At 74.2% G+C, this 12295-nt stretch carries 13 protein-coding genes; 4 read left to right on the forward strand and 9 right to left on the reverse strand.

The genetic code is table 11. The features are described 5' to 3' along the window. Window positions 1-8: 8 nt before the first annotated feature. Window positions 9-1457, reverse strand: coding sequence for a carboxylesterase/lipase family protein (locus tag OG861_RS04100; protein WP_330261249.1), 1449 nt, complete (start codon window positions 1455-1457; stop codon window positions 9-11). A gap of 135 nt (window positions 1458-1592) precedes the next feature. Here OG861_RS04100 and OG861_RS04105 point away from each other — a divergent pair, with 135 nt between their 5' ends. Together OG861_RS04105 and OG861_RS04110 are read left to right on the forward strand one after the other, a co-directional pair. Next, window positions 1593-1931, forward strand: coding sequence for a hypothetical protein (locus OG861_RS04105; protein WP_329200419.1), 339 nt, complete (start codon window positions 1593-1595; stop codon window positions 1929-1931). Window positions 1932-2024: 93 nt separating this feature from the next. After that, the gene (locus tag OG861_RS04110; protein WP_136212270.1) at window positions 2025-2303 is read left to right on the forward strand and encodes a chaplin; all 279 of its coding nucleotides are present in this window, start codon (window positions 2025-2027) and stop codon (window positions 2301-2303) included. 116 nt (window positions 2304-2419) lie between these two features. Here the strand turns inward: OG861_RS04110 and OG861_RS04115 are convergent, their stop codons facing one another. The 5 genes from OG861_RS04115 to OG861_RS04135 all read right to left on the reverse strand — a co-directional run bounded on the left by OG861_RS04115 (window position 2420) and on the right by OG861_RS04135 (window position 7035). After that, the gene (locus tag OG861_RS04115) at window positions 2420-3283 is read right to left on the reverse strand and encodes a tyrosinase family protein (RefSeq protein ID WP_329200415.1); all 864 of its coding nucleotides are present in this window, start codon (window positions 3281-3283) and stop codon (window positions 2420-2422) included. Window positions 3284-3299: 16 nt separating this feature from the next. Then, window positions 3300-3668, reverse strand: coding sequence for a tyrosinase family oxidase copper chaperone (locus tag OG861_RS04120; protein ID WP_329200412.1), 369 nt, complete (start codon window positions 3666-3668; stop codon window positions 3300-3302). A 99-nt stretch (window positions 3669-3767) separates the two neighbouring features. Next, window positions 3768-4880, reverse strand: a complete 1113-nt coding sequence (locus OG861_RS04125; RefSeq protein ID WP_329200410.1) for an acyl-CoA dehydrogenase family protein — start codon at window positions 4878-4880, stop codon at window positions 3768-3770. Further along, window positions 4877-6064, reverse strand: coding sequence for an acyl-CoA dehydrogenase family protein (locus OG861_RS04130; RefSeq protein WP_329200408.1), 1188 nt, complete (start codon window positions 6062-6064; stop codon window positions 4877-4879). The genes OG861_RS04125 and OG861_RS04130 overlap by 4 nt, the downstream gene beginning before the upstream one ends. After that, complete coding sequence (locus tag OG861_RS04135; protein ID WP_330261250.1) at window positions 6061-7035, reverse strand: NADPH:quinone oxidoreductase family protein; 975 nt, start codon at window positions 7033-7035, stop codon at window positions 6061-6063. Before OG861_RS04135 ends, OG861_RS04130 begins: the two co-directional genes overlap by 4 nt. A gap of 229 nt (window positions 7036-7264) precedes the next feature. Here OG861_RS04135 and OG861_RS04140 point away from each other — a divergent pair, with 229 nt between their 5' ends. Continuing rightward, window positions 7265-8413 carry a hypothetical protein gene (locus tag OG861_RS04140; protein ID WP_330261251.1) on the forward strand — a complete coding sequence of 383 codons (1149 nt, stop codon included), beginning with the start codon at window positions 7265-7267 and terminating at the stop codon, window positions 8411-8413. 84 nt (window positions 8414-8497) lie between these two features. Beyond that, the gene (locus OG861_RS04145) at window positions 8498-9400 is read left to right on the forward strand and encodes an SDR family oxidoreductase (protein WP_330261252.1); all 903 of its coding nucleotides are present in this window, start codon (window positions 8498-8500) and stop codon (window positions 9398-9400) included. 61 nt (window positions 9401-9461) lie between these two features. Here OG861_RS04145 and OG861_RS04150 read toward each other — a convergent pair whose 3' ends face one another. Genes OG861_RS04150 through OG861_RS04160 form a run of 3 tightly spaced genes read right to left on the reverse strand, consistent with a single transcriptional unit; the run spans window position 9462 to window position 12254 of the window. After that, entirely contained in the window at window positions 9462-10295 is an 834-nt protein-coding gene (locus tag OG861_RS04150; RefSeq protein WP_330261253.1) for an enoyl-CoA hydratase/isomerase family protein, read from the reverse strand. Window positions 10296-10355: 60 nt separating this feature from the next. After that, the gene (locus tag OG861_RS04155) at window positions 10356-11123 is read right to left on the reverse strand and encodes a PIG-L deacetylase family protein (RefSeq protein ID WP_330261254.1); all 768 of its coding nucleotides are present in this window, start codon (window positions 11121-11123) and stop codon (window positions 10356-10358) included. Between the two features lie 45 nt (window positions 11124-11168). Next, window positions 11169-12254: an S-(hydroxymethyl)mycothiol dehydrogenase gene (locus tag OG861_RS04160; RefSeq protein ID WP_330261255.1), complete on the reverse strand. Its 1086-nt coding sequence runs from the start codon at window positions 12252-12254 to the stop codon at window positions 11169-11171. Between the last annotated feature and the right edge of the window lie 41 nt (window positions 12255-12295).

The following is a 12295-nucleotide window of genomic DNA, read 5'->3' on the forward strand; positions in this document are numbered from 1 at the left end:
CCGGCGGCCTACGGGATGAACCCCACGGCCCGCTGAGCGTCCCGCTCCTCCCGCTGCGGCCCGCCGAACACCTTCGGCGGGCCGTAGCCGTCCCACGGAGCCCATCCCGGGTCCCCGGCGACGGCGAACCGGACCCAGGCCGCGTGCATCTCGTCGGCCAGTTCCTGCGGCGCGTCGGGTCCCGCGAGCCAGGCCGACTCCGGCTTGTGGAGGGTGTCGAAGACGAAGCCCAGCTCCAGTGCGTGGCAGGCACCGAGACCCGGCACGCCGCTGGGCCAGCCGAACTCGTACAGGTGGGTCGGAGCGGCCCTGCGGGCTCCGGCGAGCCGGCGCAGCGGATCGCGCAGCAGCCGGTCGGTGAGCAGGTGCCCGGCGAGGTCGGCGGGACCGGCCCCCGGCAGGGCGGCGCGCAGCGCCCGTACGGCGGCGCGGTCCTTGCCGCTGCGCACGCGGGCCAGTTCCACCGCGAGCGGGCCCATCCGGTCCAGCAGCCGCATCGCCCCGGTGGGCGCGAGCCAGAGCCGGTGCTCCTCGGCGGTCCAGCCGAGCAGCAGCGGTACGGCGCAGGCCGCCGCGGCCGACGCCGGGTCCCCGGGCAGCGATTCGGGGTCGGCGACCAGGCCGAAGGCGGGCCCGCCGGTGACCGGGCCGGAGCGGCGCAGCACGGCTGCCTGCGCGGCCAGCAGGTCCGGCAGGGCGACGGCGGTGAAGGCCGTCGCGGTGGCGGGAACCTTGAGCAGCGAGGCCATCTTGCGGACCATCGGACGGGCCCGCTCGCGGGGCAGCACCTCGGGCGGCCCGCTCTGCATGACGGCGCGCGCGAACAGGCCGGCGGCGCGGGGCGCGGCCAGCAGGGCGCCGACGCTGATGGCGCCGGCGGACTCCCCGAAGACGGTGACGCGGCCGAGATCGCCTCCGAAGGCCCCGATGTTGTCCCGGACCCAGGTGAGGGCGGCGATCTGGTCCAGCAGGCCCCGGTTGGCGGGGGCGTCGGGGAAGACGCCGTAGCCGAGGGCGCCGAGCCGGTAGTTGAGCGAGACCAGGACGATCCCGTCCCGGGCGAAGGCCGATCCGTCGTAGACGGGGACGGCGGAGGACCCCCTGGTGAGGGCGCCCCCGTGGATCCACACCATGACCGGCAGCCCGGCCCCGGGAGAGGGGTCGGGGGTCCACACGTTGAGGTTCAGGCAGTCGTCGCCGGGGATCTCCGGGTCCGGGAGCAGCGACGCGTACCGGTCCGGGTAGGGCACTTTGGGAGCGGTGGGCCCGAAGGCGCCCGCGTCGCGTACCCCGTCCCAGGCGGCCGGCGGCCGGGGGGCGGCGAACCGGAGCGCTCCGACGGGCGGGGCGGCGTAGGGGATGCCGCGGAAGACGCTGATGCCGCCCTCCTCCAGCCTGCCCTCGACCACGCCGTACCGGGTGCGGGCCCGGGGCCGGGTGCCGCCCGCTGGACTCATCGTGACCTCCTGGGGGCGCCTTCCCGTCGCGGGGGCACCGAATCCGCTGTTCCGGGCACGGTCGCACACCCTCCCGAAGGGTGACAAGCCGTGACCCGGCCCGGTGCGCGGCGGGTTGGACCGGGCATGCGAGCCATGTCGATCGACCGCACCCTTCGAAGCGTCGTACGGACGGGCGTGGTGCCCGTCCTGCTGTTGGCGGCCGGCGCGGCCTCCGGCGCCGCGGCGGCGGCCGGCGGACCCGACTTCCAGTACGTCGGCCAGGACGACAGGGTCCACGGCCTGGACGCGCCCCGGGGCTGTGTGGCGGCGGAGGGCGGCGGTGGCCGGGCGGTCACCAACCACGGCCGGGCCACCGCGACCTTGTACCGGGAGCCGCGCTGCGCGGGCGCCCCGGTGGCGGTGTTGCGGCCCGGAACGGTGACCCCGGTACGACCGTACTTCGCGTCCGTGCGTTTTTCCGTCACCGGGTAGGAGCAGCGGCCGTGACCCCTCGGCGGCCACGGCGTTGTATGCCATGTCAAATGCCGCAGCTCTGCGGCGATCCAATCTCACGAGGAGATCTTGATGTCGCGTATCGCGAAGGCATTCGCCATCACCGCTGTCGCCGGTACCGCCGTGGCGGCCGGTGCGGGTCTGGCCGTCGCCGATGCCGGAGCGCACGGTGCGGCGATCGGCTCCCCCGGTGTCCTGTCGGGCAACCTGGTCCAGGTCCCCGTGCACGTACCGGTCAACGTCTGCGGCAACACCGTGAACGTGATCGCCCTGCTCAACCCGGCCTTCGGCAACACCTGCGTCAACGCGTCGGGTGGCGACGAGCACCACACCGAGGGTTACGGCGAGTGATCGTCCGCCGGACCGCATGACCGCATGACCGAGTGAACGAGGGCCCCCGCCGACGGCGGGGGCCCTTTCGGTGTGGGGCGGCCGGTACGCGTGCGGCCCGTTGAGGGGGCGCCGGGTCACTCGTAGCGGTACTGGCCCTGGTGGCGGAGCATCTCGCGCGGGGTGACGTTCCACGGCGGCATCGGCTCGTCGAGGGCGATGACCCGGCCGTGCTGGGGGTCGCCCAGCGCAGGGGGCTGCGCGGGCAGGTAGCCGGAATCCGGGTGTTTCTGCTGCCAGCGGTCCCAGACCAGGTCCACGAAGGCGTGGTGCAGCCAGAACACCGGGTCGTTGGGGGCGGTACCGCCCGTCATGTGGCCGCCGATCCACTGGTGGACCTTGTTGTGGTTGCGCCAGCGCTCGCTCTTCGGCGCGGCCCAGCCCTCCAGCTTGTTGCGGAAGCCGCCGCCCCGCGCGGTGGAGTCCCAGGGCGCGGTGTCGTAGGCGGGGTCGTCGACCGCCCACTGGAGTTCGGCCCTGGTGGGGAGTTTGATCGGGGTCTGCGGGCGGCCGAGGTTGCGGGTGAGGTAGCGGGCCTCGGAGACCCCGACGGTCACCGTCCAGTTGCCCTTGCCGTAGGCGAAGGGGCCGGTCATCACCTGGTGGTCGCCCTCGCGTCCGGTGCCGCCGAGGAAGTCCTCGGCCCACAGGGAGGAGGCGGGACTGTTGTCGGTGGTCCAGTCCCAGTACGGGATGGACACGCCGGCGTCCACGGAGCGCAGCTGCTTCTCGAACTCCAGCAGGAAGCGCCGGTGCCAGGGGAAGAAGGACGGCGACATGTGTCCGACCCGCAGCTTGCGGTCCCGGTCGGGGACGAAGTACTTGCCGTGGGTGCGGACGAACTGGTCGTAGGTGCCGTTGCGCTTGAGCTCCAGCACGGCCGCAGTGAACCGCTGCTTCTGCGCGCGGGTCAGGTCCTTCTGGTTCTGCCGGGTGTACACAGCGGGTCTCCTGCCGTCAGCCGTGGTGGGGGGCGGCCATGGCCAGTTGCGTGGTGCCCAGCTCGTCCACGGCCGCGCGGGCCAGCTCCATCGGGGTGGCGAAGGACTGGAAGTGGTTGATCCCGCTCAGGTAGCTGCCGTCGGCCCGGCGCATCACGTGCAGGGGTCGCCCGTCGATGCGCACCGCGGCCGCGACGGGGTCGACGCTGATGTGGCGGCCGCGGTACGACTCCTCCACCAGCGGGGCCGGGGTGAGCGTCTGGCGGGGACGCCGGGCGCGCAGGACGGGTCCCAGGGCCGCGGCCGTTCCGGCGAGCACCGCCGTGGTGAAGGCCGTACGGAGGACCGCGCGACGGGTGAGTGGTGCGGCGGATGCTGCGTGCATGCGTTCTCCTCGCTCGATGGCCCGTGCTACGCGGTCTAACGCGGTCCGGCGGACGAGGTCACCCCTGGGGCACGACTGCCCCAGGGGTGGGGGAACGGTTTACGGCGCGGGGAGTTCGGCGAAGTCGGCGACGAGGCTGCGGTGGTGGCCCGCCGTCCCCAGGGCCGCCGCGGCGGCCTTGGCCCGCTTGAGGTACAGGTGCGCCGGGTGCTCCCAGGTCATCCCGGTCCCGCCGTGCAGCTGGACGCACTCCTCGGCGGCCCGCACCGCGACTCCCGAGCAGTAGGCCTGGGCGACGGCGATCGTCAGCGGTGCGTCGGCGGTGCCCGTCGCGAGGGCGTCGGCGGCCGCGCGCGCCGCTGCCCTGGCGGAGGCGACGTCGAGCCAGAGCCGGGCCAGGCGGTGCTTGAGCGCCTGGAAGGAGCCGATGGGCCGGTTGAACTGGTGGCGGGTGCGGACGTGGGCCACCGTCTCGGTCAGGCACCACTCGGCGATGCCCACCTGCTCGGAGGCGAGCAGCCCGGCCCCGGCGAGCAGTGCCCCGGCGACGGCGGCCCGGGCGGTGGCGGGGTCGGCGAGCCGGGTCCCGATGGCGCCGTCGAGGCCGACGGTGGCGAGCGGCCGGGTCAGGTCCAGCGGGACCAGCGCAGTGAGCGAGACCTCCGCCACCGGCACCGCGTACAGGCCGGTGTCGGCGAGGACGAGCAGCACGTCGGCGGCCACCGCGTCGGCGACGAAGCCCACGGAGCCGCTCAGTACGCCGCCTCCCGCGTCCCGTACGGGCGTCGGCAGCGGTGCGCCGGGGGCCAGGGTCAGCGGCACTGCCGGTACGCACACCTGCCGGCCGGAGGCCACCTCCCGCAGCAGCGTCATCGCTTCGGCGGAGGAGGGGTCGCAGCCGAGCAGGATCTCCGTCGCCAGGACCCCGCTGGTCAGGTACGGGACCGGTGCCACGGCCCGGCCGAGCTCCTCCAGCACCACCGCCGCCTCGCGGTGACCGGCGCCCTGGCCGCCGAGCTTCTCCGGGACGAGCAGTCCGGCGGCGCCGATCCCGGCGGCGAGGGTCTCCCACAGCCCCGGGTCGTGGGGCCGGCCGCCCTCGACCCGGGCGAGGATCGCCGCGGGCGGGCACCGGTCGGTGAGCAGGGCCCGTACGGCGGAGCGCAGTTCCTCCTCCGCCTCGGAGTAGAGCAGGTCGAAGGGTGCGCTCATCGGGCCAGGTCCTTCCAGGCGAGGTCCTTGTCGTCGCGCGGCTCGGGCGGCAGGCCCAGGACGCGTTCGGCGACGATGTTGAGGAGGATTTCGCTGGTGCCGCCCTCGATGCTGTTGCCCTTGGCGCGCAGGTAGCGGTAGCCGGCGTCCCGGCCGGTGAAGTCGACGATCTCGGGGCGGCGCATCGTCCAGTCCTCGTACAGGAGCCCCTCTTCCGCGAGGAGTTCCACCTCCAGGCCGCTGATCTCCTGGTTGAGGCGGGCGAAGGTGAGTTTCATGCCGCTGCCCTCGGGGCCGGGCTGCCCCGCGGCGAGCTGCTGGCGCAGCCGTTCGCCGGTGAGCCGGGCGACCTCCGCCTCGACCCACAGTTCCAGCAGCCTCTGGTGCAGGGCGTGGGTGCGCAGTGCGGGGCGTTCCCGCCAGGCCGCGGCGACGGGGGCGATCATGCCGCCTTCGCGGGGGATCCGCATGCCGCCGATGGAGACGCGTTCGTTCATGAGGGTGGTGCGGGCGACCGCCCAGCCCTGGCCGACGGCGCCGAGCCGGTGGCTGTCGGGGATGCGGACGCCGGTGAGGAACACCTCGTTGAACTCGGCCTCGCCGGTGATCTGGCGCAGGGGGCGGACCTCGACGCCGGGGGCGTGCATGTCGCAGAGGAAGTACGTGATGCCCTGGTGCTTGGGCAGGGAGGGGTCGGTGCGGGCGATGAGGATGGCCCAGCGGGCGGTGTGGGCGCTGGAGGTCCACACCTTCTGGCCGTCGACGGTCCACTCGTCGCTCGCCTCGTCGTGGACGGCGCGGGTGCCGAGCGCGGCCAGGTCCGAGCCGGCGCCGGGCTCGCTGAAGAGCTGGCACCAGACTTCCTCGCCGAGCCACAGGGGCCGCAGGAAGCGGCGCTTCTGCTCCTCGGTGCCGTAGGCGAGGATCGTGGGCGCGGCCATGCCGAGGCCGATGCCGATCCGCCGCGGGTCGTTGTCGGGGGCTCCGGCGGCCTCCAGTTCGCCGTCCACGACGGCTTGCAGGGCGCGGGGTGCGCCGAGGCCACCGAGGCCCTCGGGGTAGTGCACCCAGGCGAGTCCGGCGTCGAAGCGCGCGCGCAGGAAGTCGGCGGGGGCGGTGGTGGCGGGCGGGTGGGCGGCGAGCAGGTCGCGGACGCGGGTGAGCAGCTCCTCGGCGGTGATCACCGGGTACCTCCGTCGAGGGAGGGCACGACGACCAGCCGTCCGGTCGTGGTGCCGTCGGCGACGCGCTGTACGGCGTCGGCGGCCGCGGCGAGCGGGACGCGTTCGCTGACGAGCGGTCTGACGGCGCCCTCGGCGGCGAGACGGGTGAGTTCGTCGTGGCAGGCGAGGATCGCGGCCGGGTCCTTGGCGGCGTACAAGCCCCAGTGCAGGCCGAGGATGGCGTAGTTCTTGACGAGGGCGTGGTTGAGCGCCGGGGCGGGGACGGTGCCGCCGGCGAAGCCGACGATCACGATCCGGCCCTCGAAGGCCACGCATTTGGCGGAGGCGGTGTAGGCGTCACCGCCGACCGGGTCGTAGACCACGTCGGCTCCGCAGCCGCCGGTGAACTCCTTGACGCGGGCGACGATGTCCTCGCCGGTGCGGTCGATGACGAGGTCGCAGCCCAGTTCCTCGGCCGTGCGGGCCTTGGCCTTGCCTCCGACGACGCCGATCACGGTGGCCCCGGCGGCCTTGCCGAGCTGGACGGCGGCGCTTCCGACCCCGCCGGCGGCGGCGTGCACGAGCAGCGTCTCGCCGGCGCGGAGGCGGGCCCGGCGGTGCAGGCCGAACCAGCCGGTCTGGTAGCCGATGTGGAGGGCGGCCGCCTCGGCGTCGTCCAGTGTGCCGGGGGCCGGCAGCAGGGCGCGCGCGGGCGCGGTGACGTACTCGGCGAAACCGCCGTGCGGCATGCTCGGGTTGGCGATGACGCGGCGGCCGTCCTCGGTCTCGCCGCAGATCTCGACGCCGGGCGTGAAGGGCAGCGGCGGCCGGATCTGGTACTGGCCGCGCGCGAGCAGCGCGTCGGGGAAGTTGACGTTCGCCGCGAGTACCTTGAGCCGTACCTCGCCCTCGCCGGGTACCGGTTCGGGCACCTCTTCGAGGCGCATGGCCTCGCGGGGCTCGCCGGGGGTATGTACGCGCCATGCCTGCATCCGGGGCCTCCAGCCGCCGTCGAGGAACCACACTCCGAGCGCATACTAAGCGGTCGCTTGCCTGTTTGGGAACGGTTGCGGCCGCCGGTATCGACGTCATCGGCGCGCGTCGCGGACGCGCTCCGCCGTTCACCGGCGCACAACCGTTCGATCCGGTTAGCATCGAACGGCAGGTGTCAGGGGGACATGACACCGCCGCAACGCACACTTCCCAGGGGGGACTTGACCGATGGGTGACGTTCGCATCCGGCGCGGCGCGGTCACGGCCGCCGCGGCCGTGGTCGTGGCAGGACTGATCACCGCGGGAGGGCCGGCCGCCACGGCCGGCGCGGCGGCCACGTGCACACCGCGGATCCAGGTGCTCGGCTCGCTGGGGGCCGACACGTACGAGCGCGACGCCCGGCGCTCCCAGGGCGTCATGGACCTCGGCGCGGGCGACCTCGCCGTCGGGGTCTCCGGGTACGAACCCGTCTACTGGACCGGCACCACGGTCCACCGGGTCCCGCTGACCGACCCGGACCAGAGGGGGCAGGTGCTCGCCGTCAACGCCCACGGGCTGATGGTGGGGGTGCTCGACGCCCTCGGGAAGACCACCTTGTTCACCTACCAGCAGGGCGCGGCGGCGATCACCCTGCTGCCGGAGAGCGACGGGTCCGACCTGGAGGCCGACGTCAACGACGCCGGGTTCGTCGTCTCCCGCTCCGACAGCTGGGTGGGGACGGTGTGGAAGGACGGCCGCAAGGTGCGGGAGCTGCCCCTTCCGGCGGACGCCGGTCCCGGCACCCGGATCAAGATGGTCACGGGCATCAATCGCGCGGGGGACATCCTCGGCCAGGCCGAGCAGGACCACGAGGTGCCCGAGACCGGCGAGCACCTCCACGGGACCTACCCCGTTCTGTGGCCGGCCGACGGGACGGCCGCCCGGCTCCTGGCCCCCACCGGCACCGGCGCCTACGAGGAGAGCTACGTCCAGGACCTCGACGAGAGCACCCGGATCGTGGGCTACGACTGGCAGGGACCCTGGCACGAGTACACGCCGTGGGTGTGGACTCCCCCGCACACGGCCCCCGGCGCCACCCCGGGCGTCCTCAGCACGCACCCGTACGGCACGTTCGAGGCGATCAGTGCGACGACCGGCGTGAGCGTCGGCACCGCCAAGTTCCACCCCGAGCAGCCGATCCTGCCGGACCAGGCGCAGCTGTGGCCGGGCTCCGGCCCGGTCAAGGCGCTGCCGAGGCTCGCGGCGGGCGGGGCCAGCATGGCCGACGCCGTGTCGGACGACGGCCGGGTGGGCGGGGCGGCCGTGAACGCGAGCGGCGGGCTCAAGCCGGTCGTGTGGACCTGTGCGACCAAGCAGGCCTACGACCCGGGGAGTTAGGCCGTGGCGGGAGGAACGGCCGCAGGACGGCTCGTGGCCGCGCGGGGATGGTGATCTGGACGCCCGCACGCTATCGATGGACGCGTGAAGAACCTTCCGCGCGGGCTCCCCGCGCCGCCACCCTCCGGTGCCGCCGCCCTGCCCGCCGGCACGTACGCGGGGCAGGCCGTACTCGTCACCGGCGGCGGGACGGGACTGGGCAAGGCGATCGCCGCCGAGTTCGCGCGGCTGGGCGCGGACGTGGTGATCGCCGGGCGCCGCCCGGAGCCGCTGGAGGCGGCGTGCGCGGAGTTGGCCGCCGTCCCCGGAGCGGGCCGGGTGACGGCCGCCGTCTGCGACATCCGGGACCACGAACGGGTCGCGGAGGTCTTCGACGCGGCTGCGGCCGCCTCCGGACGGACGCCGGACGTGCTGGTCAACAACGCGGCCGCGAACTTCCCCTGTCCGGCGGAGGACCTGTCGCCGAACGCCTGGCGGGCGGTGGTCGACATCACCCTGACCGGCACCTGGTTCATGACCCGCGAGTTCGGCCGCCGCCACCTCGCGGCCGGCACGCCCGGGTCGATCGTCAGCATCGGGGCCTCCTACGCCTGGACCGGCGGCCCCGGCTTCGCGCACAGCGCCGCCGCGAAGGCGGGGGTGAAGAACCTGGTGGAGACGCTCGCCGTCGAGTGGGGCCCGTACGGCATCCGGATCAACGGCCTGGTTCCGGGGCTGTTCCCGCACGAGGAGATGGCCCGGCACATCCGCGACGGCCTGGACCGGACCGTGGCCGCAGGCGCCCTCGCCGCCCGCCAGCCGGCCCTGCGGGTCGGGGAGCCGCGCGAGCTGGGCTGGGCCGCCACCTTCCTGGCCTCCCCCTACGCCCGCTTCATCACCGGGCACACCCTGGTGGTCGACGGCGCGAACTGGCAACGCCGGTCCCTGGTCAACCCTGATGTGGTGCCGGTGCGGGAGCAACTCGGGCGCGGCCCGTTCACGGGGTGAGCCGTGAGGCGTGAGCCGTGAGGCGGTCAGCGGGCGGTGCGTGGTGCGCGGCGTCGCCGGTTCACGTTCCCGTGAAGTGCGGCGGCCGGCGGGCGGCTTTCGCTCCGTAGCCCTCGCTCGCGTCGCGCGAGGTGAGGGTGAGGGCCGCCGTCATCGCCGCCCGGTCGAGGGCCGCCGGGAGGGCGGCGTCCGCATAGGCGTCGACGGCCCGCTTGATGCCCTGGACGGCCAGCGGCGCGTTGGCGGCGATCTCCGCGGCCACCGCGCGGGCCGTGGCTGCGAGCTCGGCCGCCGGTACGACGAGCTGCACCAGGCCCCGGCGTTCCGCGGTGGCGGCATCGATGCGGCGGCCGGTCAGGGCCAGGAACTTCGCCCAGCCCGCGCCCGCGTCGCGGGCGATGCGCAGGTCGCCGCCCGCGTCCACCGCGACGCCCAGGGCCGCCTCGGGCAGCGCGAAGACCGCGTCCTCGGCGGCCACCCGGACGTCGGCCATCAGGGCGAGCTCGAAGCCGAAGCCGAGGCAGTAGCCCTGCACCGCGGCGACCACCGGCTGGGGCAGCCCGGCGAGGACGGCGAAGCGCTCGTGCACCCAGCGGATGCCCTCGTAGTAGTTCCGGGTCCGTTCGGCGGCGCTCTCCCCCGTGATGTCGCCGCCCGGGGCCCTGACGTCGATCCCGGCGCAGAACGCCCTGCCCTCGGCCCGCAGCAGGACCACCCGTACGCCCGGGTCGAAGCGGATCCGGTCGGCCAGCAGGCCCAGCTGGCGGGTGGACTCCCAACTCCACCCGTTGAGCCGGTCCGGGCGGCAGAGGGTGAGGACGGCGACCGTGTCCGCCACCTCCAGCCGGATCCGCTCCTCGCCCTGCGCGATGTCCGTACTGGTGGTGTCGATCACCGCTACCCCGATCACCGTAGGCCCACGGATTGACGGACCGTCAGCTTAGCGGGGTGCCGGTCAGCGCGGGAAGAGCTCGAACGCTACCGCCGGCCGGCCGCCGAACCGGGCCGCCGCCCGCTGGGCGTTGTCCGTCAGGAAGGTGCGGACGTACTCCTGCGGGTCCTGGTCGGTCAGCACCTCGATGTACGCCTCGTGCTTGAGCAGCGACTGGACGGCGCGTTCGAAGCCCGGGCCCGCGTCGGCCGCGTGGGTCGGCGTGGTGGTGCCCGACACCGCGACCCAGCGCACTCCGTCCCAGGGCTCCAGGCCCTGCTCCGCGAGGAGTTCGGGGAAGATCCAGCGGTTGCCGGCGTCACCCGCGGCGTCCAGCGTGGCCCGGCCGACGGCCTTGTGGTCGGGGGTGTTCCAGACGCCGCCGCCGTCGGCGCCGCCCCAGGTGTCGCGGTGGTTGAGGGTGATGACGAGTTCCGGGCGGTGGCGGCGGATGGCCGCGGCGATGTCCCGGCGCAGGCCGAGGCCGTATTCGACCACGCCGTCCCGGTAGTCGAGGAACTCGACGGTCGACACCCCGACGACCGCCGCGCTCGCCCGCTGCTCCGCCTCGCGCACCGAGGCGCATTCGGCCGGTGCGGTGGTGTCGATGCCCGCCTCGCCCCGCGTGGCCAGGAGGTAGACGACCTCCCGCCCGCCGTCCGTCCAGTCGGCGATGGCGGCCGCGCAGCCGTACTCCAGGTCGTCCGGATGGGCGACGACCGCCAGGGCGCGTTGCCAGTCGGTGGGCATGGGCTGCAAGGGGGCCTGCCGCGGGGCCTGTTGTTCGCTCATGATCGCACCATAAGCGAACGCCAGGCCCGACCGGCGTCGGCTGTGTCAGATCAGGACCACCGAGCGGAGCACCTCTCCCCGCTGCATCCGCTCGAAGGCCGCCTCGACCGCGTCCAGCGGGATCGTCTCGGAGACGAAGGCGTCCAGGTCGAGCCGGCCCTGGAGGTAGAGGTCGATCAGCATCGGGAAGTCGCGTTCCGGCAGGCAGTCGCCGTACCAGGAGGACTTGAGGGCTCCGCCGCGCCCGAAGACGTCCAGGAGCGGGAGGTCGAGCTGCATCTGCGGTGTGGGGACGCCGACGAGCACCACGGTGCCGGCGAGGTCGCGCGCGTAGAAGGCCTGCCGGTACGTCTCGGGGCGGCCCACGGCCTCGATGACCACGTCCGCGCCGTTGCCGCCGGTCAGTTCCTGCACGGCCTTGACCACGTCCTCGGTGCGGCCGTTGACGGTGTGGGTGGCGCCCAGGCCCCGCGCCCACTCCAGCTTCCGGTCGTCGAGGTCGACGGCGATGATGCGGGAGGCGCCGGCCAGCCGGGCGCCCGCCACGGCCGCGCTGCCCACTCCCCCGCAGCCGATGACGGCGACCGAGTCCCCGCGGCCGACGTTGCCGGTGTTCAGGGCGGCGCCCAGGCCCGCCATCACTCCGCAGCCCAGCAGCCCCGCCGCGGCGGGCGAGGCGGCCGGGTCGACCTTGGTGCACTGTCCGGCCGCCACCAGGGTCTTTTCGGCGAAGGCCCCGATGCCGAGGGCCGGGGAGAGCGCGGTGCCGTCCTCCAGGGTCATGGGCTGTGCCGCGTTGTGCGTGGCGAAGCAGTACCAGGGGCGGCCGCGCCGGCAGGCGCGGCAGTCGCCGCACACGGCGCGCCAGTTGAGGATGACGAAGTCACCGGGGGCGACGGAGGTCACGTCGGGGCCGACCGATTCCACGATGCCGGCCGCCTCGTGGCCGAGGAGGAAGGGGAACTCGTCGTTGATCCCGCCCTCGCGGTAGTGCAGGTCGGTGTGGCAGACCCCGCAGGCCTGCACCTTGACCAGCGCCTCGCCGGGGCCCGGGTCCGGCACGAGGATCGTGGTCGTCTCCACGGGCGCGCCCTTGCTCCGCGCGATGACCCCTCGTACGCGATGCGTCACTTCGTACCCCGTTCTGGTCGGCTCTGTCCGGATGACCGAAC

It is taken from the genome of Streptomyces sp. NBC_00539 (genome assembly GCF_036346105.1).
GTDB lineage: Bacteria > Actinomycetota > Actinomycetes > Streptomycetales > Streptomycetaceae > Streptomyces.

What these genes read in the sequence shown, in the direction of transcription:
- OG861_RS04120 (WP_329200412.1), bottom strand. Translation starts at nt 3,668, where the DNA reads ATGCACGCAGCATCCGCCGCACCACTCACCCGTCGCGCGGTCCTCCGT.
- OG861_RS04105 (WP_329200419.1), top strand. Translation starts at nt 1,593, where the DNA reads ATGTCGATCGACCGCACCCTTCGAAGCGTCGTACGGACGGGCGTGGTG.
- OG861_RS04110 (WP_136212270.1), top strand. Translation starts at nt 2,025, where the DNA reads ATGTCGCGTATCGCGAAGGCATTCGCCATCACCGCTGTCGCCGGTACC.
- OG861_RS04140 (WP_330261251.1), top strand. Translation starts at nt 7,265, where the DNA reads ATGGGTGACGTTCGCATCCGGCGCGGCGCGGTCACGGCCGCCGCGGCC.
- OG861_RS04155 (WP_330261254.1), bottom strand. Translation starts at nt 11,123, where the DNA reads ATGAGCGAACAACAGGCCCCGCGGCAGGCCCCCTTGCAGCCCATGCCC.
- OG861_RS04135 (WP_330261250.1), bottom strand. Translation starts at nt 7,035, where the DNA reads ATGCAGGCATGGCGCGTACATACCCCCGGCGAGCCCCGCGAGGCCATG.
- OG861_RS04100 (WP_330261249.1), bottom strand. Translation starts at nt 1,457, where the DNA reads ATGAGTCCAGCGGGCGGCACCCGGCCCCGGGCCCGCACCCGGTACGGC.
- OG861_RS04125 (WP_329200410.1), bottom strand. Translation starts at nt 4,880, where the DNA reads ATGAGCGCACCCTTCGACCTGCTCTACTCCGAGGCGGAGGAGGAACTG.